This window comes from Demequina litoralis, assembly GCF_030418455.1.
GTDB lineage: Bacteria > Actinomycetota > Actinomycetes > Actinomycetales > Demequinaceae > Demequina > Demequina litoralis.
This window is the reverse complement of sequence record NZ_JAUHPW010000002.1, coordinates 211,689-233,326: the sequence shown is the minus strand read 5'-3', so window position 1 is coordinate 233,326 and position 21,638 is coordinate 211,689. Positions and strand designations below refer to the sequence as shown.

Genomic DNA, 21,638 nt, shown 5'->3' with positions numbered 1-21,638 from the left:
GCGGCTTCACACGAGCAGGTAGCGCGGCCGGGGGATCGCGTACATGTCGAAGAGCGCGTCCACGCGCCGTGCCACCACGTCGAGCTGCGTCGCGCGCACGAGCGCCACGGCGCAGCCGCCGAAGCCGGCGCCCGCGAGGCGTGCGCCGAGCGCCCCCGCCTCGACCGCGCCCTCGACCGCGATGTCGAGCTCGGGCGTGCTCGCGCCGTAGTCGGAGCGCAGCGACCGGTGCGACGTGAACATGAGCGCGCCGATCTCGGTGAACCGGTCGTGCGCCGGCCCGAGCCCCGCCAGCTCCGCGACGGTCTCGCGCACCCGGAGGTCCTCCGTGACGATGTGCCGCGCGCGCCGATGCACGGTCGGGTCGGAGATGGCCCGCACCTTCGCGATCGCGTCGGGGGAGTCGGCGAGGGCGCGCAGCGACCGCACCCCCAGCGTCGAGGCGGCGAGGGCGGCGTCGCGGCTGCGGCGGCCGTACGACTCCCGCCAGCCCGGATCCCGCTTGCCGGTGTCGATGAGCAGCAGCCGCATCCCGTAGTCCGGGAAGTACAGGGGGTAGCGGGTGAGCCCCGGAGGGATCTCGGAGAAGTCGAGCAGGACCGCCTCGCCGTCGGCGCAGCGCAGCACCGTGTGGGTGTCGAGCCGGCCGCACGGGAAGCCCACGAAGATGTTCTCCGACTCCCAGCAGGCCTCGGCGAGCTCGATCGCGCCCGCCTCCGTGTCGAGCGCGAGCCCCCATACCGAGTCGAGGGCGCGCGCGACCGCGGCGCTGAGCGCGGCGGACGAGCCCAGGCCCGCGCTGGTGGGCAGGCACGAGTCGATCGCGAGGTCGAGGCCGGTCGCTTGGTAGCCGCGCTCCCCGAGGGCCCACACCACGCCCGCGACGCGCGACGGCCAGCCCTCGTCCGCAGGGTCGAGCGACCCGAGCGCGCCCTCCCAGCGGATGCCGGGTCCGCGCACGTTCTCGCCCTGCGCGGTGACGACCCGCAGCGCCTGATCCTCGCGGCGACGCGCGGCGACGAACGTGCGATGGGTGGTGACCGTCGCGAGGGTGAGCCCCTCGCTGTAGTCGGTGTGGTCGCCCACGATGGTGAGGCGGCCCGGGGCCGAGACGATCGCGTCCGGCTCGCCCCCGAACGACTCCGCGAACAGGGCGCGGGCGCGGTCGGCCCCCTCGTCGAGGCTCCAGGGCTCGAGCCAGCGAGGCGCGTCGTCGGGAACGGACGCCGTCACGCCGCCATTGTGCCAGCGGGAGCGGTCCCGCGTCGGGGCGGGCGTGCCACAATGCGAGGGTCAGCCGAGGAGGTACCGATGGCCCGCACGCCCGCACCCGAGCCCGAGGAGCCGGGCGTCCCGGCCGAGCAGCCGGCCGCCGAGCCGGCGGCCACCGCGGAGATGCCCGCGGCCGCCGAGCCGGCGCCGGGCGCTCCCGCGGCGGCGCCCGCCGCATCGTCCGTCCCGCCGTCGGTCCTCGAGCGCGTCCGCTCGAACCGCACGGGGCCGCTCGCTGCGGCGCTCCTGGTCGCGCTCGTGGTGGCGCTGCTGCTCGCGATCCTGGTGCCGAGCGAGCCGAACCTCTACGCGTCGGTGCTGCTGGGCCTGCTGCTCACCGCCGCGGTGGGCTTCACCACGCGCTACCTGTCGCGCGAGCATGGGCTGATCACGCAGGCGACCGCGTTCGTGGCCACCGTCCTCGGCGTGCACGTCATGGCCGTGACGGGGTCGATCGACGGCGTCGTGTCGGGGGGCGCGGGCCAGTTGCTCGAGCTCATCGGCGCGAGCGGGCCCGGCTTCGACGATGCGCTGCTCACCGCGCTCGCGACGCCCGCCGTCACGACGGGCGGGATCCTCGCGGGTCTGGTGGCGGCGATCATCGCCGGCTGGGGCCCCCGCGGCCGCGGCTGAGCGGGCGCACGCTACTTGCGGACGGGCGTGACGCCGAGCGAGCGGCCGGCCAGCCCGCGCTGACGCGCCGTGAGCCTGCGCGCCACGTCCCGGAGGGCGGAGGCGGCCGGCGACTCCGGGTCGGAGACCACCACGGGCGTGCCCGCGTCGCCGGCCTCGCGTGCGGTGATGTCCAGCGGGATCTGGCCGAGCAGCGGGACGTCGGTGCCGAGCACCTGCGACAGGCGCCCCGCGACGGTCGCGCCGCCGCCGGACCCGAACACCTCGAGCCGCGACCCGTCGGCCTGCTCGAGCCACGCCATGTTCTCCACCACGCCGACCACGGACTGCGAGGTCTGGGTCGCGATGGCGCCCGCGCGCTCGGCGACGCCCGCCGCCGCGGCCTGCGGGGTGGTCACCACGAGGATCTCGGCGTGGGGCAGCAGCTGCGCGACCGAGATCGCGATGTCGCCCGTACCAGGGGGAAGGTCGAGGAGGAGGACGTCGAGGTCGCCCCAGAACACGTCCGCGAGGAACTGCTCGATCGCGCGGTGGAGCATCGGCCCGCGCCACACGACGGGCTGGCCCTCGGGCACGAACATGCCGATCGAGACGGCCTTGACCTCGTGCGCGATGGGCGGGAGCAGCATGTCGTCGAGGCGCGTGGGCTGGCCCTGGACGCCGAGCATGCCGGGGATCGAGAAGCCGAAGATGTCCGCGTCGAGCACGCCCACCTTGAGGCCGTCCTGCGCCATCGCGGCCGCGAGGTTCGCCGTCACGGTCGACTTGCCCACGCCGCCCTTGCCCGACGCGATCGCGTAGATGCGCGTCATGTTGCCGGGCTGCGTGAACTGGATGACCGGCTCGGGCTTGCCGCCGCGGAGCTTGGAGCGCAGCTCGAGGCGCTGCTCCTCGGACATCACGCCGAGATCGATGCGCACGTCGGCGACGCCGTCGACCGAGCGGGCCGCGGCGTCCACGTCCGTGGTGATGCGCTCGCGCATCGGACAGCCCTGCGTGGTGAGGTCGATGCCGACCACCGCGAGGTCGCCCTCGAGATCCACCGAGCGGACCATGCCGATCTCGGTGATGGGGCGGCGGATCTCGGGATCGATGACCTTCGCAAGGGCGTCGCGGATGAGCTCGACGGTAGGCATGGCGTCCATCGTAGGCGGTCGCCGGGGGCCGTCCGTGCGGCCGCCCGTGCGGCCAGGAGGGGACGATGCGGGTGGGGGTACGCGGCCGCCGTCAGCGGGTGCGGCGGGCCGGGCGGCGGAGCTCGTCGCCGTTGTCGTCGTCCGCGGCCTCCTCCGCGCGGAGCTCCTCGAGCAGCGCGCGCAGCTCCGACCGGACGAAGTCGCGCGTCGCGGTCTCGCCGAGCGCCTGACGCAGCGACGCCATCTCGCGGGCGAGGTACTCGGTGTCGGCGAGCGAGCGGGCGGCCTGCTGGCGGTCCTGCTCGGCGGCGACACGGTCGCGGTCGTCCTGACGGTTCTGCGCGAGCAGGATGAGGGGCGCGGCGTACGAGGCCTGCAGCGACAGCATGAGCGTGAGCGCGGTGAAGCCGTTGGCCGCGGAGTCGAAGCGCAGGTCCTCGGGCGCCCAGATGTTCCACGCGAGCCACGCGAGGCAGAACACGGTGAGGTAGACGAGGAAGCGCGGCGTGCCGAGGAAGCGCGCGATGCCCTCGACGACGACGCCGGCACGGTCGGGGTTCGAGGCGCGGCGGCGGAACAGGCCGCGCTCGGCTCCCTTGGGACGGTCGAGACGGTCAGCCACGGGCGCCTCCCTTGGCCGGCGTCGGCGCCTCGTCCTCCTCGTCCATGTGCTCGCGCCAGTCGCTGGGGAGCAGGTGGTCGAGGACGTCGTCGATCGAGATCGCGCCCACGAGGCGATGGTCGTCGTTGACGACCGGCAGGGCGAGGATGTCGTAGGCCGCCATGCGGCGCGCGACCACGGACAGGTGCTCGCCGGGGTGCAGCGGGGCGATCGCCGGGTCGACGAAGTTGCCGATCGAGTCGTGCGGGGGCTCGCGCAGGAGCTTCTGGATGTGGACCAGGCCGATGTACCGGCCGGTCGGGGTCTCGAGCGGCGGGCGCACCACGAACACCATCGACGCGAGCGCCGGCGGCAGCTCCTGCTTCCGCACGAGCGCGAGGCAGGTCGCGACGGTGGTCTCGGGGCCCACGATCACCGGCTCGGTGGTCATGAGGCCGCCCGCGGAGTCGTCCTCGTAGCCCAGCAGCTGCTCGACGTTGCGCGCCTCCTCGGGCTCCATCAGCTCGAGGAGCGCGGCCGCCTGCGGCGCGGGCAGGTCGCCCAGGAGGTCCGCCGCATCGTCCGGCTCCATCGCCTCGAGGACATCGGCCGCGCGCTCGGAGCGCAGCGTCGACAGGAGGACGATCTGGTCCTCCTCGGGCATCTCCTCGAGCACGTCGGCGAGGCGCTCGTCGTCCAGCGCGGCCGCGATCTCCGCCGAGCGCGACGGGCTCATCTCCATGAGGGCGGCGGCGAGGTCCGCGGGCTTGTGGTCCTCGAAGGCCTCGATGACGAGCGACGCGCCCTGGTTCTTGTCGCGGATCGACAGCCCGGTCACCTGGTCGACGTCGACCACGACGGCCTCGCCGCGCCGCGAGAAGCCGAGCACGCCCTTGCGGCGCTCGCCCTTGCGCACGTAGAGCTTGGTGAGGCGCCACGTCTTGGTGCGGTCCTGCTCGATCGCGATGTCCTCGATGTACGCGGTGGACTTGTCCTCCTTGAGGCGCACCGACCGCTCGAACAGCTCCGCGATCGCGAGGCTCTCCCCGGGCCGCGCCTTGAACCGGCGCAGGTTGACCACGCCGGTGCAGATCACCTGCCCGGGGGAGATCGAGGTGACGCGGGTGAGGGGCATGAAGACGCGCCGGCGTCCGGGCACCTCGACCACGAGGCCCACCGCCGTGGGCGGGTTGCCGCCGGTGCGGCGGATGACGACGACGACGTCGCGGACGCGGCCCACCGCGTCGCCGATGGGGTCGAAGACCGGGGTGCCCGCGAGGCGCGCGATGTAGACGCGGTCGACTGCGGTGCTCATGGGGCTAAGCGTATCCCCGGGCCTGCGTCCCGCCTGGGAGGTGGGACGATGCGGCGTGTGGCACTTGCTTCCAGGTGCCAGTTCCGGGTGGGATGGGGTCATGCGCACCACGGCCGACCAGCTCAGCGGTGTGCTCGACCATTGGAAGTCGGGCACCGGACCCCTGTACCAGCAGCTCGCGGACGCGATCGTGTCGCTCGCCGAGGCCGGCTCGCTCGAGCACGGCGCGCGCATGCCGTCCGAGCGCGCGCTCGCGACGCAGCTCCACCTCTCGCGCAACACGGTCACCGCCGCCTATCAGCGGCTGCGTGACCAGGGATGGCTCGAGGCCTCGCCCGGCTCCGCCCCGCGCCTGGGGATGCGGTCGCGGGGCGTGTCCGCGCTCACCGCGCAGGACCGCTTCTCGCGGATCCTCGTGGGGCAGGAGCCGCCGCTGGTCGCGCTCAACACCGCGTCGCCGCCGCCCGCGCCGGCGGTGTCGGAGGCGCTCGCACGGCCGGAGACGTTCCTCGACGGGCGGGCCGCGCTCGGCAACGGCTACGCCGCGCTCGGCGACCGCGACCTCACGCTCGCGATCACCGACCACCTCCGCGCGCGGGGCGTGCCGGCGCGAGCCGACGAGATCGTCGTGACCTCCGGCGCGCAGCAGGCGCTCTGGCTCGCGGTGACCGCGCTCGCCTCGCCGTCGACCCCGGTCGCCCTCGAGGCCATCACCTACCCCGGGGTGTTCGACGCGATCGCGGCGGCGGGCTCGCGCCCGCTCGCGCTGCCGATGACCGACGCGGGCCTCGACGTCGCGGGCGTCGTCAAGATGCTGCGTGCCGCCGAGCCGGACCTCGCCTACGTCACCACGTTCAACAACCCCACCGGCACCGCGCTCGCGGAGGCGGACGCCGTGCGCCTGCTCGCCGCCGCATCGTCCGCCGGCACCACGGTGATCGACGACCGCACCCTCGCCGACCTCGCGCTGTCCGGCGCGTCGCCGCGGCCGCTGGCCGCGCTCGGGACGGGCGCGTCGGTGGTGACCGTGGGCGGGATGTCGAAGGTGTTCTGGGGCGGGCTGCGCATCGGCTGGCTGCACACGAACGCGACGCTCGCCGCGCAGCTGCGACACCGCCGGGCCGCGATGGACCTCGGCAGCCCGGCGCTGTTCCAGCGGTTGGGCGCGCGCCTGCTGCGGGAGCGCTTCGAGGAGACGGTGGCGTGGCGCCTGGCCGCGCTGCGGGAGTCCCTCGCCGCGACGCGGGAGGCGATCGAGGAGGCGGGGCTGGGCTGGGAGGCGGTCGAGCCCGCGGGCGGGCCGTCGCTGTGGGTGCGGATGCCGGGTCAGTCGGCGGAGCGCTTCGCCGAGCGTGCCGACCGCGCGGGCGTGCCGGTGGTCGCCGGCGCGGCGTTCTCGGTGGTGCCGGGCGCGGGAGCGGACCGCTTCCGGCTGCCGTTCTACCTCCCGCCCGAGGAGATGCGGCTGGGCGTCAAGACGCTGGCGGAGCGCGCCGCCTGACTCGCCGCCGGCGCGCCGCAACCGGTGTACGGATCCGCCTCCGCGCTCCAGCACCAGGCACGATGCGCGCGAGCGGCGTCCCGTACGCCGGTTGGCGCGCGGCGGGGTGGGGCCTGTCAGCTGCCGGCGAGCTCCACCGAGCGGATCCTGGCCGCCGGGTCCAGCGACGGGTGGACGGTGATGAGCTCGTCGGCTCGCGCCTCCGCCGCGAAGGCCTCGAGCCCCTCGCGCACCTCGTCCGGCGTGCCGACGGCCGCCTTGGACATCATCGCCGCGATCTGCGCGCCCTGCGGGGTCGTGAGGAACGCGTCGATCTCGTCTTCGGTGTAGCTGCGGGCCGCCGGGCCGCGGCTGATCATGGCGCGCACGCGGTGGCGGCGGGCGTCGGCGAGCTGGGCCCGCGCATCGTCCCCGTCCTCGGCCGCGACCACGTTGACGCCGGCGATCACGTACGGCTCGGGGTGCGCGTCCGACGGCCGGTAGCTGCCGCGGTAGAGCGCGACGGCTTCCTCGAGCGCCTGCGGCGCGAAGTGGGAGGCGAAGGCGTACGGCAGGCCCAGCTGCGCCGCGAGCTGCGCGCCGAACAGCGACGAGCCCAGGACGTAGAGCGGCACGTGCGTGCCGGCGCCGGGGGTCGCGCGGAGCCCGTCGGGCCGGTCCGCGCCCGCGAGCAGGCCCTGGAGCTCGACCACGTCCTGGGGGAAGCGGTCCGACGCCTCGGGCGTGCGGCGCAGCGCCGCGAAGACGCCGCGGTCGCCCCCGGGCGCACGTCCCAGGCCCAGGTCGATGCGGCCGGGGTGGAGCTCGGCGAGGGTGCCGAACTGCTCGGCGACCACGAGCGGCGAGTGATGCGGCAGCATGACGCCGCCCGCGCCGAGACGGATGGTGGACGTATGCGCGGCGACGTGCGCGATCACCACCGCCGGGGCGGACGATGCGATGGTCGCCATGCCGTGGTGCTCGGCGTACCAGACGCGACCGTAGCCCGACCGTTCCGCCGCCCGGGCGAGGTCGACCGAGTGGGCGAGGCTCTCCGCGGCGCTGCCGCCGGGGCGGATGAAGGCGAGGTCGAGCAGGGAGAGGGCGACGGTCATGCGGGGTCCTTCTGGTGGTGATGCGGTCGTGCGGGTTCCGTGAGGTCAACGCCGGGAAACGGCACCCTATGCCCTCGCGAAGGGCCCGGCGACCCCTGAACTGGAAAGCGGCGCACCGCCCCCGAAGGGACGATGCGCCGCTTGCGTCACGCGGGCAGCGGGCTCAGCGCGACAGGCGCTTGATCCACGCCTCGACCTCGTCGGGGTCGCGGGGGAGCGCCGCCGAGAGGTTCTCGGCGCCGTCCTCGGTCACGACGATGTCGTCCTCGATGCGCACGCCGATGCCGCGCAGCTCCTCGGGTGCGACCAGGTCGCCCTCCTGGAAGTACAGGCCGGGCTCGATGGTGAAGACCATGCCGGGCTCGAGGACGCCCTCGAGGTAGAGCTCGCGCTTGGCCTCGGCGCAGTCGTGGACGTCGAGCCCCAGGTGGTGCGACGTGCCGTGGACCATCCAGCGGCGGTAGAGCTTGGACTCGGGGTCCTGCTGCGCCGGCGCGATGCCCCACTCGGTGAGGCGCTGCTCGATGACCTCCATCGCGGCGAGGTGCACGTCGAGGAAGCGGATGCCGGGCTTGACGATCGCGAACGCGGCGTCGGCGGCCTCGAGCACGATCTCGTAGACGCGGCGCTGGGTGGGCGTGAAGGTGCCGTCGATCGGGAGCGTGCGGGTGATGTCCGCGGTGTAGAGGCTCTCGACCTCGACTCCCGCGTCCAGCAGCAGGAGGTCGCCCTCGCGCACCTGACCGGTGTTGGAGATCCAGTGCAGCGTGGTCGCGTGGGCGCCCGCGGCGGCGATGGTCTCGTAGCCCACCGCGTTGCCCTCCTCGCGGGCGTGGCCGTCGAAGGTCGCCTCGATGACGCGCTCGCCGCGCTTGTGCGCGATCGCGCGCGGCAGCTCCGGGACCACGCGCTCGAAGCCCGCGATGGTCGCGTCGACCGCGTCGCGCAGCTGCTGGATCTCGTACTCGTCCTTGACGAAACGCATCTCGGCGAGCGCGGCGCGGACGTCCTCGCCCGGCTCGGCGGCGGCGTCGACGCTCTCGGGCAGGTCCGCCAGCGCCTTGGTCGCGATGCCGGTCATGGCCTCGAACTCGGCGAGGCCGGGGCGGCGCCCGATCCAGAACTCGCCCGCGGCCGGGTCGGAGTAGAAGCCCTCGTCGCCGGGCTGGGCGGGCGGCACGAGGTAGAGGACGACGTCGTGGCCCTCGGCGCCCTCGCGCGGCTCGAACACGAGCACCGCGCCGGGCTCGTGGTCGATGCCGAGGCCGGTGAGGTACGTGAAATCGGACGACGGGCGGAACCGGTAGTCGGTGTCGTTCGCGCGGGTCTTGAGCTCGCCCGCGGGGACGGAGATGCGGGTGCCGGGGAACGCGGCGCTCAGGCCTGCGCGGCGCTCGGCCGCGAAGGGGGCCGCGGCGATGCGCGTCACCTCGACGTCCTCGTGCGGCGCCCAGTGCTCGCCCATGAAGTCCTTGAACTCCTGGGTGGTCGGGCGGGTGGTGCGGGCCTTGTTGGTCTCGTCCTTGTCGTTCACCCGGCAATGGTCGCACGGTGCGCAGACGCCGGACGTCGCCGCTGGTCCCGCCCGCGCATCGTCCCGACGCAGGGGCGGGCGGCGCGGGCCGGCCGGCGTCAGCCGGCGAGCGCGACCGTGAGGGACCCGGCCAAGAGGGCGATGCTGGTGGGCCCGAAGATCGCGCGCTCGAGCGGGCTGCGCGACGCGAGGTTGGCCAGCGTCGACAGCGCGGTGAACGCGACCACCACCCACAGCAGCACCGTGACCAGGGTGCTGTCGCCGGACCCGATCGCGCCGGCGCCCGCCAGGACGACGGCCGCCATCCCCAGCAGCATCACCGCCGAGACGGCGCTGCCGGCGCGCAGCCGACCCGGGAGCGCGCCCTCATGCGCGCCGCCCCACGCGGCCCGTCCCCACGGCGCGCCCGCGGCGAGCGCCACCTGGAACAGCGCCACCGCCGCGAAGATCGCCGCCGTCGCCCATGCCACCGTCTCGACCGTCGTCATCGTGCCCCCTCCGGCTGTATGTCCCCTCCTATCCTGCCCCAGGCGGGGACGCGGGACCCGAGGGGACGCGGGACCCGACGGGACCGCGCGGCGGTGGCGCGCGATACTGGGCGCGTGCGCATCGACCTCCACTCCCACTCGAACGTCTCCGACGGCACGGGCACGCCGGCGCAGGTGATGCGCGAGGCCGCCGACGCGGGTCTCGACGTCGTCGCGCTCACCGACCACGACTCCGTGGGCGGCTGGGAGGAGGCCGAGGCCGAGGCCGCGAGGCTCGGGCTCGGCTTCGTGCCCGGCATCGAGGTGTCGGCGCGCGACGGGCGGGTGTCGATCCACATGCTCGCGCTGTGGCCGCGGCCGGACGATGCGGCGCTCGCCGAGATCCTCGCCTTCACCCGGGAGGCCCGCGTGGGGCGGGCGCAGACCATCGTCGACCGGATCTCCGTCGACTACCTCATCGAGTGGGACGACGTGGTGGCGCAGGCGGGCGACGCCGCGACCGTGGGCCGGCCGCACATCGCGGACGCGCTCGTGGCGCGGGGGCACTTCGGGCATCGCGACGAGGTGTTCGCGGAGGTGCTGCACAACCGGTCCCGGTACTACGTCCACCACTACGCGCCCGAGGTCCACGACGCCGTCCGCGCGATCCGGTCCGCCGGCGGGGTGCCGGTCTTCGCGCATCCGGGAGCGCACGCGCGGGGGCGCGTGGTGCCCGACCGGGTGATCGCGTCGCTCGCGAAGGCGGGGCTCGCCGGGCTCGAGGTGGACCACCGCGACCACGACGAGGAGACGCGGGAGCGCCTGGCCGGCCTGGTGGAGAAGCACGGGCTCATCCGTACCGGGTCGTCGGACTATCACGGCACCGGCAAGCTCAACCGGCTGGGCGAGAACCTCACGACGGTGGAGGCCTTCGACGCGCTGCTCGCGCAGCGCGGGTAGCGCGGACGGCGCGGGCGGCGGCCGGCGGATGGCGGGGCCCGCGGCGGGGTCGCGCCCGACCTATCATGCGGGCATGGCCTCACGCGCTCCTCTCCACGACGTCTCGATCGCCGGCGACATGATCCGTCTCGGTCAGTTCCTGCAGCTCGCGGGCCTGGTCGACACCGGCGGCGAGGCCAAGGAGGTCATCGCCGACGGGCTCGTCACGGTGAACGGCGAGGTCGACGTGCGCCGGGGCCGGCAGCTGCACGAGGGCGATGTCGTCGAGCTCGGGGGACGTGCGGCGCGCGTCTCCGACTAGCGGGGCCCGTCGACGGGCCCCGCCCGGGCTAGGGCCGACCCGCGCATCGTCCTGCGAGGTGCTCCGTGCCCGCAGCCCGCCGCGGACGGGCACCGAGCGCCTCGCAGCGCGAGAGGCCGGTGACGGCAGGGACGCAGAAGGGGCGGGACCCTCGCGGATCCCGCCCCTCCTGACGAGGCTTCCTACTCGCCGGCCGGCTGCGCCTGCGGCGCGCCCTCGCCCGAGCCCGCGCCGCCCGAGCGGCGGCGACGACGGTTGCGGCTGCGGCGCGGCTTGGACTCGCCGCCCTCGGAACCGGTGCCGGACCCGCCCTGGGCGGAGCCGCCCTCGGCGCGCGGCTCGCGCGGCGCGCCCTCGGTCGAGCCGCCCTGGCCGGAGCCGCCGCGGCGACGACGGCTGCGGTTGCGGTTGCCGCCCTCACGCGAGCCCTCGCGGGAGCCGTCGCCCGAGCCGCCACGGCCGCCCTGACCGCGACCGCCCTGGCCGCGGCCCGAGCCGCCGGCGTGCTTGCCGGTCTCGCCGAGGTCCTCGAGCGTCTCCGCCTCGAGCCCCTCGCGGGTGCGCTTGTCGCGCGGGAGGCGGCCCTTGGTGCCCTCGGGGATGTCGAGGTCCTCGAACAGGTGCGGCGACGTCGAGTACGTCTCCTGCGGCTCGGGGTAGCCGAGGTCGAGCGCCTTATCGATGAGCGACCAGCGCGGGATGTCGTCCCAGTCCACGAACGTCACGGCGGTGCCGGTCTTGCCCGCGCGGCCGGTGCGGCCGATGCGGTGGAGGTACGTCTTCTCGTCCTCGGGGCACTGGTAGTTGACCACGTGCGTGACGTCGGTGACGTCGATGCCGCGCGCGGCCACGTCGGTCGCGACGAGGATGTCGATCTTGCCCGAGCGGAACGCGCGCAGCGCCTGCTCGCGGGCGCCCTGGCCCAGGTCGCCGTGGATCGCGCCGGCGGCGAAGCCGCGGTCGCGCAGCTCGTCGGAGACCTTCGCGGCGGTGCGCTTGGTGCGCGCGAACACGACGGTGAGGCCGCGGCCGTTGGCCTGCAGCATGCGCGCCAGCACCTCGACCTTGTCGAGCGCGTGCGCGCGGTAGACGACCTGCTTGATGGCCTTGACGGTGGCGCCGTCGTCGTCGGGGTCGGCCGCGCGGATGTGCGTGGGCTGCGTCATGTAGCGGCGGGCGAGCGCGACCACGGCGCCCGGCATCGTCGCGGAGAACAGCATGGTGTGGCGCGACGCCGGGGTCGCGGCGAGCAGCTTCTCGACGTCGGGCAGGAAGCCGAGGTCGAGCATCTCGTCGGCCTCGTCGAGCACCGCGGTCTTGATGAAGCGCAGGTCGAGGTGGCCCTGGTTGAGCAGGTCGATCATGCGGCCGGGGGTGCCGACGACCACGTCGGCGCCCTTCTGCAGCGCCTCGATCTGGGGCTCGTACGCGCGGCCGCCGTAGATCTGGACGATGCGGACGGCGCGCTTGCGCGACGCGGTCTCCAGATCGTTCGCGACCTGGACGGCGAGCTCGCGGGTCGGCGCGACGATGAGCGCCTGGGGCTTGCCCTGCGCGTCGCCGAGGCCCTCGTAGGCCGGCTCGCCGGGGGCGGCGGTGCGCTGCAGCGCGGGGATGCCGAAGCCCAGCGTCTTGCCGGTGCCGGTCTTCGCCTGGCCGATGATGTCGTGGCCGGACAGCGCGACCGGGAGGGTCATCGCCTGGATGGGGAACGGGGTGGTGATGCCCTTGTCGGCCAGCGCCTCGACGATGCGGGGGTCCACGTCGAAGTCGGCGAAGGTCTTGTCGGGCGTCTGCACGCTGGCGTGCGTCTCTGTCATGGTGCTCCGATGATCTCGGGGGCGCGCGAGGCGCCTATGGCGGGCAGCCGATCGCGAATCATCCTCTTCGGCGGCGCGTCGCTGTCTTCAGCGGTACCGCGTTTCACATGACGACCGGTCAGCCCCGGGTCAGGACATAGTGTACCGGGCGCCCTTTGCCGGACGGTAGGGAGGGACGATGCGCGCGTCGCGGACAGCACGAAGGCCCGGGACGCGTCGTCCCCGGGCCTTCGTCTGAGCCTGCGTGCGGCTACGCGCCGAAGCCGACGCGGCGCTTGGTCTCCTCGCCGATGTCGACATACCCGAGCGCGGCACCGGGGACCACGACACGGCGGCCCTTCGCGTCCGTGAGGTCGAGCGTGCCGCCCTTGGCCGCCGCCGCCACCGCCGCGGCGACCGCGTCCGCCGACATGTCGGTGTCGATCGCGATCTCGCGGGACACGTTCTGCACGCCGATCCTGATCTCCACAGCCGCCTCCAATGCTCGTGATGCCGTAGGTCTGCCCTTATCCTAGGGCGATGACTCGGCGGTCCGGAGGCCTGTTCGCGGGCAGGGGAATCGCCCTTCCCGGCCTCGTCGTGACCCTCGTGACGGTCCTCGCATGCTTCGCGGTCGGCATCGGCGCCGGCTGGCTGACCGGCCAGGTGCCCGGCTGGTACCGGGCGTGGAGCGCCGAGCCCGAGCCCACCGTCTCCGCGAGCCCGAGCGAGAGCCCCGAGCCCGAGGTGAGCCTGCCGGCCCTGGAGCCGATCACGCGCGAGCTGGACGGCGCCGACGCCGCCGCCGGCGTCGTCACGACCACCGTGCCCGAGCGCGGCGAGGGCACGTTCACCACGGCCTCGACCGCGACCCGGACCGCCGCCGCGTCGGCCTCGCCCGATGCCGCCGAGGGTCCCACCCGGTACGTGCGCATCGACGTCGAGGACGGCGTCACGGTCGACGAGGACGCGTTCGTCGACTACGTCATGCGCATCCTTCAGGACGAGCGCGGCTGGGGCTCCGCGGGGCGCCTGCAGTTCGTCATGACGGACGGCGCCGCCGACGTACAGGTGGTGCTCGCGACGCCGTACACGGTCGCGACGCGCTGCCCCGACGAGCCCGAGGGCGACGATCCGACGTGCGCCGAGCAGGGCATCGTCCCCCTGTCCGTGTACGACTGGACGGCGGGCCTGGGCCGCTACGGCGACAACCGCAAGGGCGCCCGCGCCTACCTGCTCAACAACGGCGTGGGCCACGTGCTGGGCGAGGAGTCGGCGACGTGCACCTCGGGCCGCGCCTCCGTCATGGTCGACCAGACCCGCATGCCCAAGGCCTGCAACCCGAACGGCTGGCCCTTCCCCGACGCCGCGACCTCCGGCTGAGCAGCACGGTGGCGCGCGCGTTGTCGGACCCTTCTGGTGGGATCGGCGCATGACCGCGCTCCGCCTGCTGCCGGCCGCCCCGGCCCCGTCGCCGCCCGCGCTCGACGATGCGCAGCGCGAGGTCGTCGAGGCGGCGCTCGCCGCGCCGACGCCCGGCGACCCCGGTCACCTCGTGGTCGTGGGCGCCCCCGGTGCGGGCAAGACCACGCTCGCGGGCGCGCTCGCCCTCGAGGCGGCCCGTCGCGGCACCGACCCGGGCCGGCTGCTCGTGCTGTCGGCGACCCGCGCGGGCGCCGCACGCCTGCGCGACCACGTCTCGCTCGCGCTCGACCGCCCGGTGGGCGCGCCCGTGGTGCGCACCGCCGCATCGGCCGCCCACGCGATCCTCACCGCCCACGCGACCGCGCTCGGCGACCCGCCGCCCGTGCTCGTCACGGGCGCCGAGCAGGACCAGATCCTCCGCGAGCTGCTCGACGGCCATCGCGCGGGGCTGGGCCGGGTCCCCGACTGGGGCGGCGCGGTGCCCGCCGAGGCCACCGCGCTCGCGGGCTTCCGTGCGGAGCTGCGCGACCTGCTCATGCGCGCCAGCGAGGCCGGGCTGTCGCCCGACGACCTCGCCCGGCTGGGCGACGCGACGGGCCGGCCCGAGTGGCGCGCCGCGTCGGACGTCATGGACGAGTACGACGCTGTCCTGGGCTGGCGCTCCCTCACCCCCGACCAGGGCGCGCGCTTCGACCCCGCCGTCGTGGTGGCCCAGGCGGCGGACGTGCTCGAGGGCTGGGACGCGCCGGGCGACCGCCCGTCGTGGGACCTGGTCGTCGTGGACGATGCGCACGACCTCACCCGCGCGGGCGTGCGGCTGCTGCGCGCGCTCGCTGCAGGCGGCGCGCGGCTCGTGCTCCTCGGCAACGCGGACGAGGCGGTCCAGGGCTACCGCGGCGCGGTCCCCGGCATGCTCGCCGCGGCCGCCGGGACCGAGGGGCCGGGAGGGTTCGGCGCCTCGGTCCTGCGCCTCGGCCCGGGCCATCGCCAGGCGGGCGCGCTCGCGGCGGTGACCGCGGCCGCCGTGGGCCGCATCGGCACCGCCGGCGTCGGGTCGGCGCGCGCCGCCGTGCCGCCGCCCGAGTCGGGCGACGGCGTCGAGATCCTCGTGGCCGCGCATCGTCACGCGCACTCCCGCGCCATCGCGCAGGCGCTGCGCCGCGCGCGCCACGGCCTCGACGGGCCCGAGACGCCGTGGGGGGAGATGGTCGTGGTCGCGCGCTCGAGCGCCCGGCTGCGCGAGATCCGCGCGGACCTCGCCGCCGCCGACATCCCGTGCGAGACCCTCGGGGACGGCACCGCCCTGCACGCCGAGCCGGCGGTCGCACCGATCCTCACCCTGATGCGCCGTGCCGCCGAGCTCGCGCGCGGCGGGGAGTCGACGTGGGAGGAGGCGGAGGCGGTCGAGCTGCTCGGCTCGCGGATCGTCGGCATCGACCCGGTCGCGATGCGCCGCCTGCGCCGCGCCCTCGTGCGCGAGGAGCGGCGCGGCGGCGGCACCCGCACGTCCGCGGAGCTGCTCGTCGAGGCGATCGCCGCTCCCGAGCGGTGGGCGAGCCTCGGCACGCCCGAGGCGCGGCTCGCGGAACGGGCCTCGCGTGCGCTCCGCGCGGGCGCCGCGGCGGCCGGGGCCGGCACACCGGCGACCGTGGCGTGGGCGGTGTGGGACGCGCTCGGCGTCGCCGACGACTGGCGTGCGGCCGCGCTCGCCGGCTCCGCGCGCGACGACGCCGACCTCGACGCGGTCATCGCGCTCATGCGCGCCGCCGCGATCTACGTCGAGCGCATGCCGTCCGCCTCGGTCGAGTCGTTCGTCGACCACCTCGAGGGCCAGGACTTCGCCCCGGACACGCTCGGCGCGCGGGCGCGCGTCGAGGACGCGGTCGCGTTCTGCACGCCGGCGTCGGCCGCGGGGCGCGAGTGGGACACCGTGGTGGTCGCCGGCCTCGAGGAGGGAGCCTGGCCCGACACGCGGCTGCGGGACGCGGTGCTCGGCGCGCACCAGCTCGCTGAGATCGTCGCGGGCCGTGCGGAGGCGGCCCCGCTCGAGCCGAGGGCGCGCGCCGCGTGGGCACGGGCCGCGCGCCGGGCGGTCGTCGACGACGAGACGCGCGCCTTCGCCGTCGCCGTGTCGCGCGCGCGCCGCAGCCTCATCCTCACGTGCGTGGACGGCGAGGACGAGCGGCCCTCGCGCTACCTCGCTTGGGCCGGCACGGCCGCGGGCGTCGAGCCCGTGCGTGCGGACGCGACCCCGCGCGTCACCGACCTGCGATCCGCGGTCGCGGCGGTCCGTGCGGGCGCCGTCGAGGCGGCCGGACCCGCCCGCGACGCCCATGTCGAGGTGCTCGCGAGGCTCGCCGCGATGGGCGTGGCCGGCGCGGACCCCGCCGAGTGGCACGGTGTCCCGACCCCGTCGACCGAGGTGGGCATGTGGGACGACGACCAGCCCGTGCGCGTCTCCCCGTCGCGCCTCGAGGCGCTCGAGACGTGCCCGCTGCGGTGGGCGCTCGAGACCGCAGGCGGCAGCGCGGCCGCCTCGGAGAAGCAGAGCCTCGGCACGCTCGTGCACGAGGTCGCGGCGGCGCTCCCGCACGGCACGCATGCGGAGCTCGCGGCGGCGCTCGAGGAGCGCTGGCCCGAGATCGCGGGCACCGACACGTGGCCCGACCGGGTGCTCAAGGACCGCGCCGACGCGATGATCCGCCGGCTCGCGGGCTACGTCGCCGGCGTGCGTGCGGGCGAGGTGCGGGTCGAGCAGCCCTTCAGCGTCCAGATCGGACGCGCCGTCGTCGCGGGCAGCGCCGACCGGGTCGAGGTCACCGACGGCAAGGCCCGCATCGTCGACCTCAAGACCGGGCAGGCGGTGTCCAAGAAGGACGCCGAGGAGCACGCGCAGCTCGCGATGTACCAGCTCGCCGCGGACCACGGTGGCTTCGGCGGGGTCGCCGAGGCCGACGGCGCGGCGCTCGTGTTCGTCGGCGGGTCGACCCAGGGGGCGAGCGAGCGCGCGCAGCCCGCGATCGACGTCGAGAAGGAGAAGGCGCGCCTCACGGCGGCGGTCGACACGATGGCGCAGGGGACGTTCACCGCCATCACGAACGACCGCTGCACGGCGTGCCCCGTGCGGCGCTCGTGCCCCGCGTGGCCGAGCGGGAGGCAGGTGACGGACGGATGACCGAGGCGGACCTCGCGGACGAGGGCCTGGTCAGGGGCGCGCGGCGCTCCGCCGCGGACCTCGCGGTCCTCGTGACCGGGCGCCCGCCCACGCCCGAGCAGGCCGGCGTCATCGGCGCAGGGCTCGACCCCATGCTCGTGGTCGCGGGTGCCGGCTCCGGCAAGACCGAGACCCTGTCGCTGCGCATCGTCTACCTGCTCGACCACGCGGAGGAGCTGTTCGGCACGGCCATCAGCCCCGACGAGATCCTGTGCCTCACGTTCACGCGCAAGGCCGCCGCGGAGATCGCCGAGCGCGCCGAGCACCGCATCGCGACGGCCTTCGGCGAGGACCCGTCCCGACCGCCCGCGTCGGTGTCGACGTACAACGCGTACTCGGCCCAGCTGGTCGCCGAGCACGGGCTGCGCCTGGGCATCGACCCCGACGCGACGACGCTCACCGCCGCCGCGCTGTGGCAGCTCGCCTCGGACGTCGTCACCTCGTGGACGGCGCCGCTCGACACGGACGCGGCCGTCAGCACGGTGACCGCCGCGATCTCGCGCCTCGCGGGCCAGCTGCGGGACCACGACGTCGCGCCCGCAGCGCTGCGCGAGTGGGCGCTGACCGCGCTCGCGGCGCTGGAGGAGCTGCCCAAGAACGCGGGCGACCGCGCTCCCGGTCCGCTCACCACCCGCACCGGCACCCCGAACGACCACGCCAAGCGGGTCGCGAAGATGCGCACCCTCGCGGCCGTGACCGGGCTGGTCGAGGAGTTCCAGCGGCGTAAGCGTGACGCCTCGCAGCTCGACTTCGCCGACCAGGTCGCGTTCGCCGGCGAGCTGTCGCGGCTCGACGCGGTCCAGGCGGTCGAGCGCGGCCGCTACCGCGCGATCCTGCTCGACGAGTTCCAGGACACCTCGCCGGGCCAGCTGAGGCTCTTCGCGCGGCTGTTCGGCGCGGATCACCACGTCATGGCGGTCGGCGATCCGAACCAGGCCATCTACGGATTCCGCGGCGCCTCCGAAAGCGCGCTGCCGATGTTCGTCGACGAGTTCGCGCACGGACGCGAGGTGCGCCAGGCGAGCCTGTCGGTGTCGTGGCGCAACGAGGGCTCCGTGCTCGACGTCGCGAACGCCGCCGCCGGCCCGCTGCGCGAGGCCTCCCGGGTCGAGGTGCTGCCGCTGCGGTCCCGCGCCGCTTACCTGGGGCAGGACGAGCCGCCCCGGCGGGCTGCGGGCGTCGACGGCCTCGTCACCGAGGACCACGTGCAGGAGGCCGATTCGGTGGTCGCCTACCTGCAGGACCGGCGGGCCGAGCTGCGCACGGGTCCCGCGCTGCCGACGGCGGCGATCCTCTGCCGCCGCCGCGCCCAGTTCGCGACCATGGTCGAGGCGCTCGTGCGCGCGGGCGTCGACTACGAGGTCGTGGGGCTCGGCGGGCTCGTCGACACCCCCGAGGTGTCCGACCTGGTCGCGCTCCTCGAGATCGCGCACGACCCGTCGCGCGGGGACTCCGCCATGCGCCTGCTCACGTCCGAGCGCGTCGCGCTCGGCATCCGCGACCTCGCCGCGCTCCAGGACTGGGCCCGCGAGCTGGCCGGCCCGCGCGAGGCGCGCGACAGCGAGTCGAGCCTCGTCGACGCGCTGGCGACGCCGCCCGCTCCCGGCTGGGCGTCGCGCGACGGCCGGTCGCTCAGCGCCGTCGCCCACGCGCGCATCGTCCGCCTGCAACGGGCGGTCGACGCGATCCGCACCCGCACGTACCTGTCGCTGCCCGAGCTCATCCTCGCCGCCGAGAGAGCGTGGGGGCTCGACATCGAGGCCGCCGTCGCGCGCCCCGACGGCCGTGCCGCGCGCAACGTCGACGCGTTCGTGGACGCCGCGCGGCAGTTCGCGGCAGGCGCCGAGCGCGCCACTCTCGGCGCGTTCCTCGCGTGGCTCGAGGCGGCGCGCAGCGAGGAGGGCGGGCTCGAGCTGCCCGTGAAGGAGCCCGAGCCCGGCGCCGTGCAGGTGCTCACCGTGCACGCCGCCAAGGGCCTCGAGTGGGACGTGGTCGCCGTGCCGGGCCTCGTCGACGGCCACTTCCCCTCGGTGGGGGAGCCCTCGTCGCGGCGCCCGTACTACACGGACGCCGGCTGGCGTGGGCGCGGCGTCGAGCTGCCCTACGAGCTGCGGCTCGACCGGCAGGACCTGCCGCACTGGGACTGGCGCTCTGCCGTCGACCACGGCACGCTCGCGGACTCGCTCGAGGACTTCGAGAAGGCGTGCGGACAGCACCGCATCGCCGAGGAGCGCCGCCTCTTCTACGTGGCCGTCACGCGCGCCCGCTCGCACGTGCTCCTGTCCGCGTCGTGGCGCGTGGGCGGCGCGACGGTCCGCACGCCGTCGTGCTACCTGCGCGAGCTCGTCGAGCTCGGGATGCTGTCGGACGAGCGCTGGGCGCCGCGCCCCGACGACGACGCGCCGGCGCCCGTCGAGCAGGTCCGCGCCGACTGGCCGCCCGCGCCCACGCCCGCCCAGATCGCGCGTCGGGCGCTCGCCGGAGCGGTGTCCGGGGCCATGGTGGCGGGCGCCGAGGCGGGGCAGGACCCCGCGGATGCGCGGTGGGATCGGCTGCCGCTCGGGCGCGAGATCGCCGCGATGCTCGAGGAGCGGCGCGAGCGGGAGCGTGGGGTCGGCGACGTGGCGCTGCCCGCCCACCTGTCGACCTCGGGCCTCGTGTCGCTGCGCCGCGATCGCGAGGCGTTCACCGCGCAGCTGCGACGTCCGCTGCCCGCGGAGCCCACACCGGCCGCGCGTCGCGGCAGCCTGCTCCACGCCTGGATCGAGGCGCAGTACGGGCACGTCCCGCTGCTCTCGCTCGACGACCTGGGCCCGGGGGAGGACGAGGCCGACCTCGAGGCGCTCAAGGACGCGTTCGCGCGCTCCGCATGGGCGGGCCGCACGCCCAGCCACATCGAGGTCGACGTCGAGGTGCCGCTCCGTGGGGTGACCATCCGCTCGCGCATCGACGCCGTCTTCCCCGCCGGCGCCGGGCTCGACCGCGTGACGGTGGTCGACTGGAAGTCGGGGTCGGCGCCGTGCGACGCGGACGAGCGGGCGGCGCGCGAGGTCCAGCTCGCGGTGTACCGGCTCGCGTGGTCCGAGTGGACCGGGGTGCCGCTCGACGAGGTCGACGCCGCCTTCCACTACGTGCGCGACGACGCGACGGTGCGGCCCGAGCGGCTGCTCACGCGCCAGGAGATCGAGGCGCTGCTGGCAGTCGAGGAGGGGTCCGCGCCGGCGTGACGCGGGCGCGGGTGCGCCTACTCCTCGTCCGCGTCCTCGAAGAGCATCGCCTCGAGGTCCGCGAGCATGCCCTCGCCGTCCGCGACCACGTCCGCGTTGTCGGTGCGGACCCCGTACATGAGCCAGCGCATCAGCGCCATCTCGGAGGCGAGGCGCGCGCGATCGAGGAGGTGCGGGTCGCGCATCTCGCGACGGCGCCCGTGATAGGCCTCGACGACCGAGTCGAGCACGTCGTCGGGCGCCGCGGCGACCAGCCAGGCGAGGTCGTCGGCGGGATCGGCGACGCGGGCGTCCATCCAGTCGACGATCCCCGACACCGAGCCGTCCGCGACGTACACCTGGTGCTCGCCCATGTCTCCGTGCACCACGGTCGGGTCGAAGCGCCACCACGACACGTTCTCGAGCTGGTGCTCCCACCGGTCCGCGAGGCGCGGCGGCACCTTGCCGGTCTGGATGCCGGCGTCGAGCTCCGCGAGCCGCCGCTCGCGGTACTCCTCCGCGGTGTACGCGGGCAGACCCTGGTCCTCGATCACGGTGATCGGCAGCTCGTGGATCTCGGCGAGCGCGCGGCCCACGGTCGCGGCGAGGCCCGGGCCCGGCTGCAGCGCCGCGAGCATGAGCGGGGCGCCGGGGACCTCCGTGTAGACGATCGCGCGACCCGAGTCGTCGGTCAGCTCGGCCGCGCCCGCGGGGTGGGGCACCTCGAACGACACGAGGCCCGCCTCCTTGGCGCGGGCGAGCGCGCCCAGCAGGCCCTTCTCCGCCTCGAGCGCGGCGCCGGCGGCGGCACGCTTCGGCGCGCGCACGATCCACCTCTTGCCCGTCGAGTCCTTGACCACCACGACCTCGAAGTCGGCGTCCGTGTGCGGGCTGCGCAGCACGTCGTAGACGTCGAGCCCGGGCACGGCGACGGTCGCCAGGGCGGCGAGCGCGAGCGGTGAACGAGGCACAGCCTCACCGTAGAGCCAACCCGGCGGGCGCGCCACGCTCCACGCCGCGCGGGCCAGGCACGATGCCCGCCCGCCTCACCTCACCCGGTCCGCCTCACCTCACCTCAACCGGTCCGCCTCCGCTCGCCTCACCCGGTCCGGCTTGCGGGGAACTGGGCGACGGTTCTCAGGGGTTCATGACTCCTGAGGGGAACTCAGCGACGGTTGCC

The 21,638-nt window shown here is 75.3% G+C and carries 17 protein-coding genes; 7 read left to right on the top strand and 10 right to left on the bottom strand.

Annotated elements, in window-relative coordinates:
- Positions 1 to 6: 6 nt before the first annotated feature.
- Entirely contained in the window at positions 7 to 1,233 is a 1,227-nt protein-coding gene (locus QQX09_RS03705) for a galactokinase (RefSeq protein ID WP_301131398.1), read from the bottom strand.
- A 78-nt stretch (positions 1,234 to 1,311) separates the two neighbouring features.
- On the opposite strand from QQX09_RS03705, the gene QQX09_RS03700 reads away from it, so the two are divergent.
- Positions 1,312 to 1,905, top strand: a complete 594-nt coding sequence (locus QQX09_RS03700; protein ID WP_301131397.1) for a hypothetical protein — start codon at positions 1,312 to 1,314, stop codon at positions 1,903 to 1,905.
- An 11-nt stretch (positions 1,906 to 1,916) separates the two neighbouring features.
- Here QQX09_RS03700 and QQX09_RS03695 read toward each other — a convergent pair whose 3' ends face one another.
- From QQX09_RS03695 to QQX09_RS03685, 3 genes are all read right to left on the bottom strand, one after another.
- Positions 1,917 to 3,041: an Mrp/NBP35 family ATP-binding protein gene (locus QQX09_RS03695; RefSeq protein WP_301131396.1), complete on the bottom strand. Its 1,125-nt coding sequence runs from the start codon at positions 3,039 to 3,041 to the stop codon at positions 1,917 to 1,919.
- Positions 3,042 to 3,132: 91 nt separating this feature from the next.
- A complete protein-coding gene (locus QQX09_RS03690) occupies positions 3,133 to 3,663 on the bottom strand; it encodes a DUF1003 domain-containing protein (protein ID WP_301131395.1) in 531 nt (176 codons plus the stop codon).
- Positions 3,656 to 4,957, bottom strand: coding sequence for a magnesium transporter MgtE N-terminal domain-containing protein (locus QQX09_RS03685; RefSeq protein ID WP_301131393.1), 1,302 nt, complete (start codon positions 4,955 to 4,957; stop codon positions 3,656 to 3,658). The genes QQX09_RS03690 and QQX09_RS03685 overlap by 8 nt, the downstream gene beginning before the upstream one ends.
- Positions 4,958 to 5,057: 100 nt before the next feature.
- On the opposite strand from QQX09_RS03685, the gene QQX09_RS03680 reads away from it, so the two are divergent.
- Positions 5,058 to 6,458, top strand: a complete 1,401-nt coding sequence (locus QQX09_RS03680; RefSeq protein ID WP_301131391.1) for an aminotransferase-like domain-containing protein — start codon at positions 5,058 to 5,060, stop codon at positions 6,456 to 6,458.
- Positions 6,459 to 6,574: 116 nt separating this feature from the next.
- Here QQX09_RS03680 and QQX09_RS03675 read toward each other — a convergent pair whose 3' ends face one another.
- The 3 genes from QQX09_RS03675 to QQX09_RS03665 all read right to left on the bottom strand — a co-directional run bounded on the left by QQX09_RS03675 (position 6,575) and on the right by QQX09_RS03665 (position 9,574).
- Positions 6,575 to 7,552 (bottom strand): LLM class flavin-dependent oxidoreductase, encoded by a 978-nt coding sequence (locus QQX09_RS03675; RefSeq protein WP_301131390.1) that lies wholly within the window; start codon positions 7,550 to 7,552, stop codon positions 6,575 to 6,577.
- A gap of 163 nt (positions 7,553 to 7,715) precedes the next feature.
- Positions 7,716 to 9,086 carry an aminopeptidase P family protein gene (locus tag QQX09_RS03670; protein ID WP_301131389.1) on the bottom strand — a complete coding sequence of 457 codons (1,371 nt, stop codon included), beginning with the start codon at positions 9,084 to 9,086 and terminating at the stop codon, positions 7,716 to 7,718.
- Between the two features lie 98 nt (positions 9,087 to 9,184).
- Positions 9,185 to 9,574 (bottom strand): hypothetical protein, encoded by a 390-nt coding sequence (locus tag QQX09_RS03665; RefSeq protein WP_301131388.1) that lies wholly within the window; start codon positions 9,572 to 9,574, stop codon positions 9,185 to 9,187.
- Positions 9,575 to 9,688: 114 nt separating this feature from the next.
- On the opposite strand from QQX09_RS03665, the gene QQX09_RS03660 reads away from it, so the two are divergent.
- A complete protein-coding gene (locus QQX09_RS03660) occupies positions 9,689 to 10,513 on the top strand; it encodes a PHP domain-containing protein (protein ID WP_301131387.1) in 825 nt (274 codons plus the stop codon).
- A 73-nt stretch (positions 10,514 to 10,586) separates the two neighbouring features.
- Complete coding sequence (locus tag QQX09_RS03655; protein ID WP_301131386.1) at positions 10,587 to 10,814, top strand: RNA-binding S4 domain-containing protein; 228 nt, start codon at positions 10,587 to 10,589, stop codon at positions 10,812 to 10,814.
- Between the two features lie 182 nt (positions 10,815 to 10,996).
- Here the strand turns inward: QQX09_RS03655 and QQX09_RS03650 are convergent, their stop codons facing one another.
- Positions 10,997 to 12,634 carry a DEAD/DEAH box helicase gene (locus tag QQX09_RS03650; protein WP_301131384.1) on the bottom strand — a complete coding sequence of 546 codons (1,638 nt, stop codon included), beginning with the start codon at positions 12,632 to 12,634 and terminating at the stop codon, positions 10,997 to 10,999.
- 250 nt (positions 12,635 to 12,884) lie between these two features.
- Positions 12,885 to 13,103: a DUF3107 domain-containing protein gene (locus QQX09_RS03645; RefSeq protein WP_301131383.1), complete on the bottom strand. Its 219-nt coding sequence runs from the start codon at positions 13,101 to 13,103 to the stop codon at positions 12,885 to 12,887.
- A 50-nt stretch (positions 13,104 to 13,153) separates the two neighbouring features.
- Here QQX09_RS03645 and QQX09_RS03640 point away from each other — a divergent pair, with 50 nt between their 5' ends.
- From QQX09_RS03640 to QQX09_RS03630, 3 genes are read left to right on the top strand one after another with little or no spacing between them, the layout of a single operon-like run.
- Positions 13,154 to 13,996 carry a DUF3152 domain-containing protein gene (locus QQX09_RS03640; protein ID WP_301131382.1) on the top strand — a complete coding sequence of 281 codons (843 nt, stop codon included), beginning with the start codon at positions 13,154 to 13,156 and terminating at the stop codon, positions 13,994 to 13,996.
- A 49-nt stretch (positions 13,997 to 14,045) separates the two neighbouring features.
- Positions 14,046 to 17,213: a UrvD/REP family ATP-dependent DNA helicase gene (locus QQX09_RS03635; protein ID WP_301131381.1), complete on the top strand. Its 3,168-nt coding sequence runs from the start codon at positions 14,046 to 14,048 to the stop codon at positions 17,211 to 17,213.
- Positions 17,210 to 20,479: an ATP-dependent helicase gene (locus QQX09_RS03630; protein ID WP_301131380.1), complete on the top strand. Its 3,270-nt coding sequence runs from the start codon at positions 17,210 to 17,212 to the stop codon at positions 20,477 to 20,479. The genes QQX09_RS03635 and QQX09_RS03630 overlap by 4 nt, the downstream gene beginning before the upstream one ends.
- Before the next feature lie 17 nt (positions 20,480 to 20,496).
- On the opposite strand, the gene QQX09_RS03625 is transcribed toward QQX09_RS03630, so the two are convergent.
- Positions 20,497 to 21,429: a phosphotransferase gene (locus tag QQX09_RS03625; protein WP_301131378.1), complete on the bottom strand. Its 933-nt coding sequence runs from the start codon at positions 21,427 to 21,429 to the stop codon at positions 20,497 to 20,499.
- Between the last annotated feature and the right edge of the window lie 209 nt (positions 21,430 to 21,638).

Bases quoted from the DNA above. Each gene is read 5' to 3' on its own strand.
- QQX09_RS03700 (WP_301131397.1), top strand. From the start codon at position 1,312: ATGGCCCGCACGCCCGCACCCGAGCCCGAGGAGCCGGGCGTCCCGGCC.
- QQX09_RS03695 (WP_301131396.1), bottom strand. From the start codon at position 3,041: ATGCCTACCGTCGAGCTCATCCGCGACGCCCTTGCGAAGGTCATCGAT.
- QQX09_RS03685 (WP_301131393.1), bottom strand. From the start codon at position 4,957: ATGAGCACCGCAGTCGACCGCGTCTACATCGCGCGCCTCGCGGGCACC.
- QQX09_RS03680 (WP_301131391.1), top strand. From the start codon at position 5,058: ATGCGCACCACGGCCGACCAGCTCAGCGGTGTGCTCGACCATTGGAAG.
- QQX09_RS03675 (WP_301131390.1), bottom strand. From the start codon at position 7,552: ATGACCGTCGCCCTCTCCCTGCTCGACCTCGCCTTCATCCGCCCCGGC.
- QQX09_RS03665 (WP_301131388.1), bottom strand. From the start codon at position 9,574: ATGACGACGGTCGAGACGGTGGCATGGGCGACGGCGGCGATCTTCGCG.
- QQX09_RS03655 (WP_301131386.1), top strand. From the start codon at position 10,587: ATGGCCTCACGCGCTCCTCTCCACGACGTCTCGATCGCCGGCGACATG.
- QQX09_RS03650 (WP_301131384.1), bottom strand. From the start codon at position 12,634: ATGACAGAGACGCACGCCAGCGTGCAGACGCCCGACAAGACCTTCGCC.
- QQX09_RS03640 (WP_301131382.1), top strand. From the start codon at position 13,154: ATGACTCGGCGGTCCGGAGGCCTGTTCGCGGGCAGGGGAATCGCCCTT.
- QQX09_RS03635 (WP_301131381.1), top strand. From the start codon at position 14,046: ATGACCGCGCTCCGCCTGCTGCCGGCCGCCCCGGCCCCGTCGCCGCCC.
- QQX09_RS03630 (WP_301131380.1), top strand. From the start codon at position 17,210: ATGACCGAGGCGGACCTCGCGGACGAGGGCCTGGTCAGGGGCGCGCGG.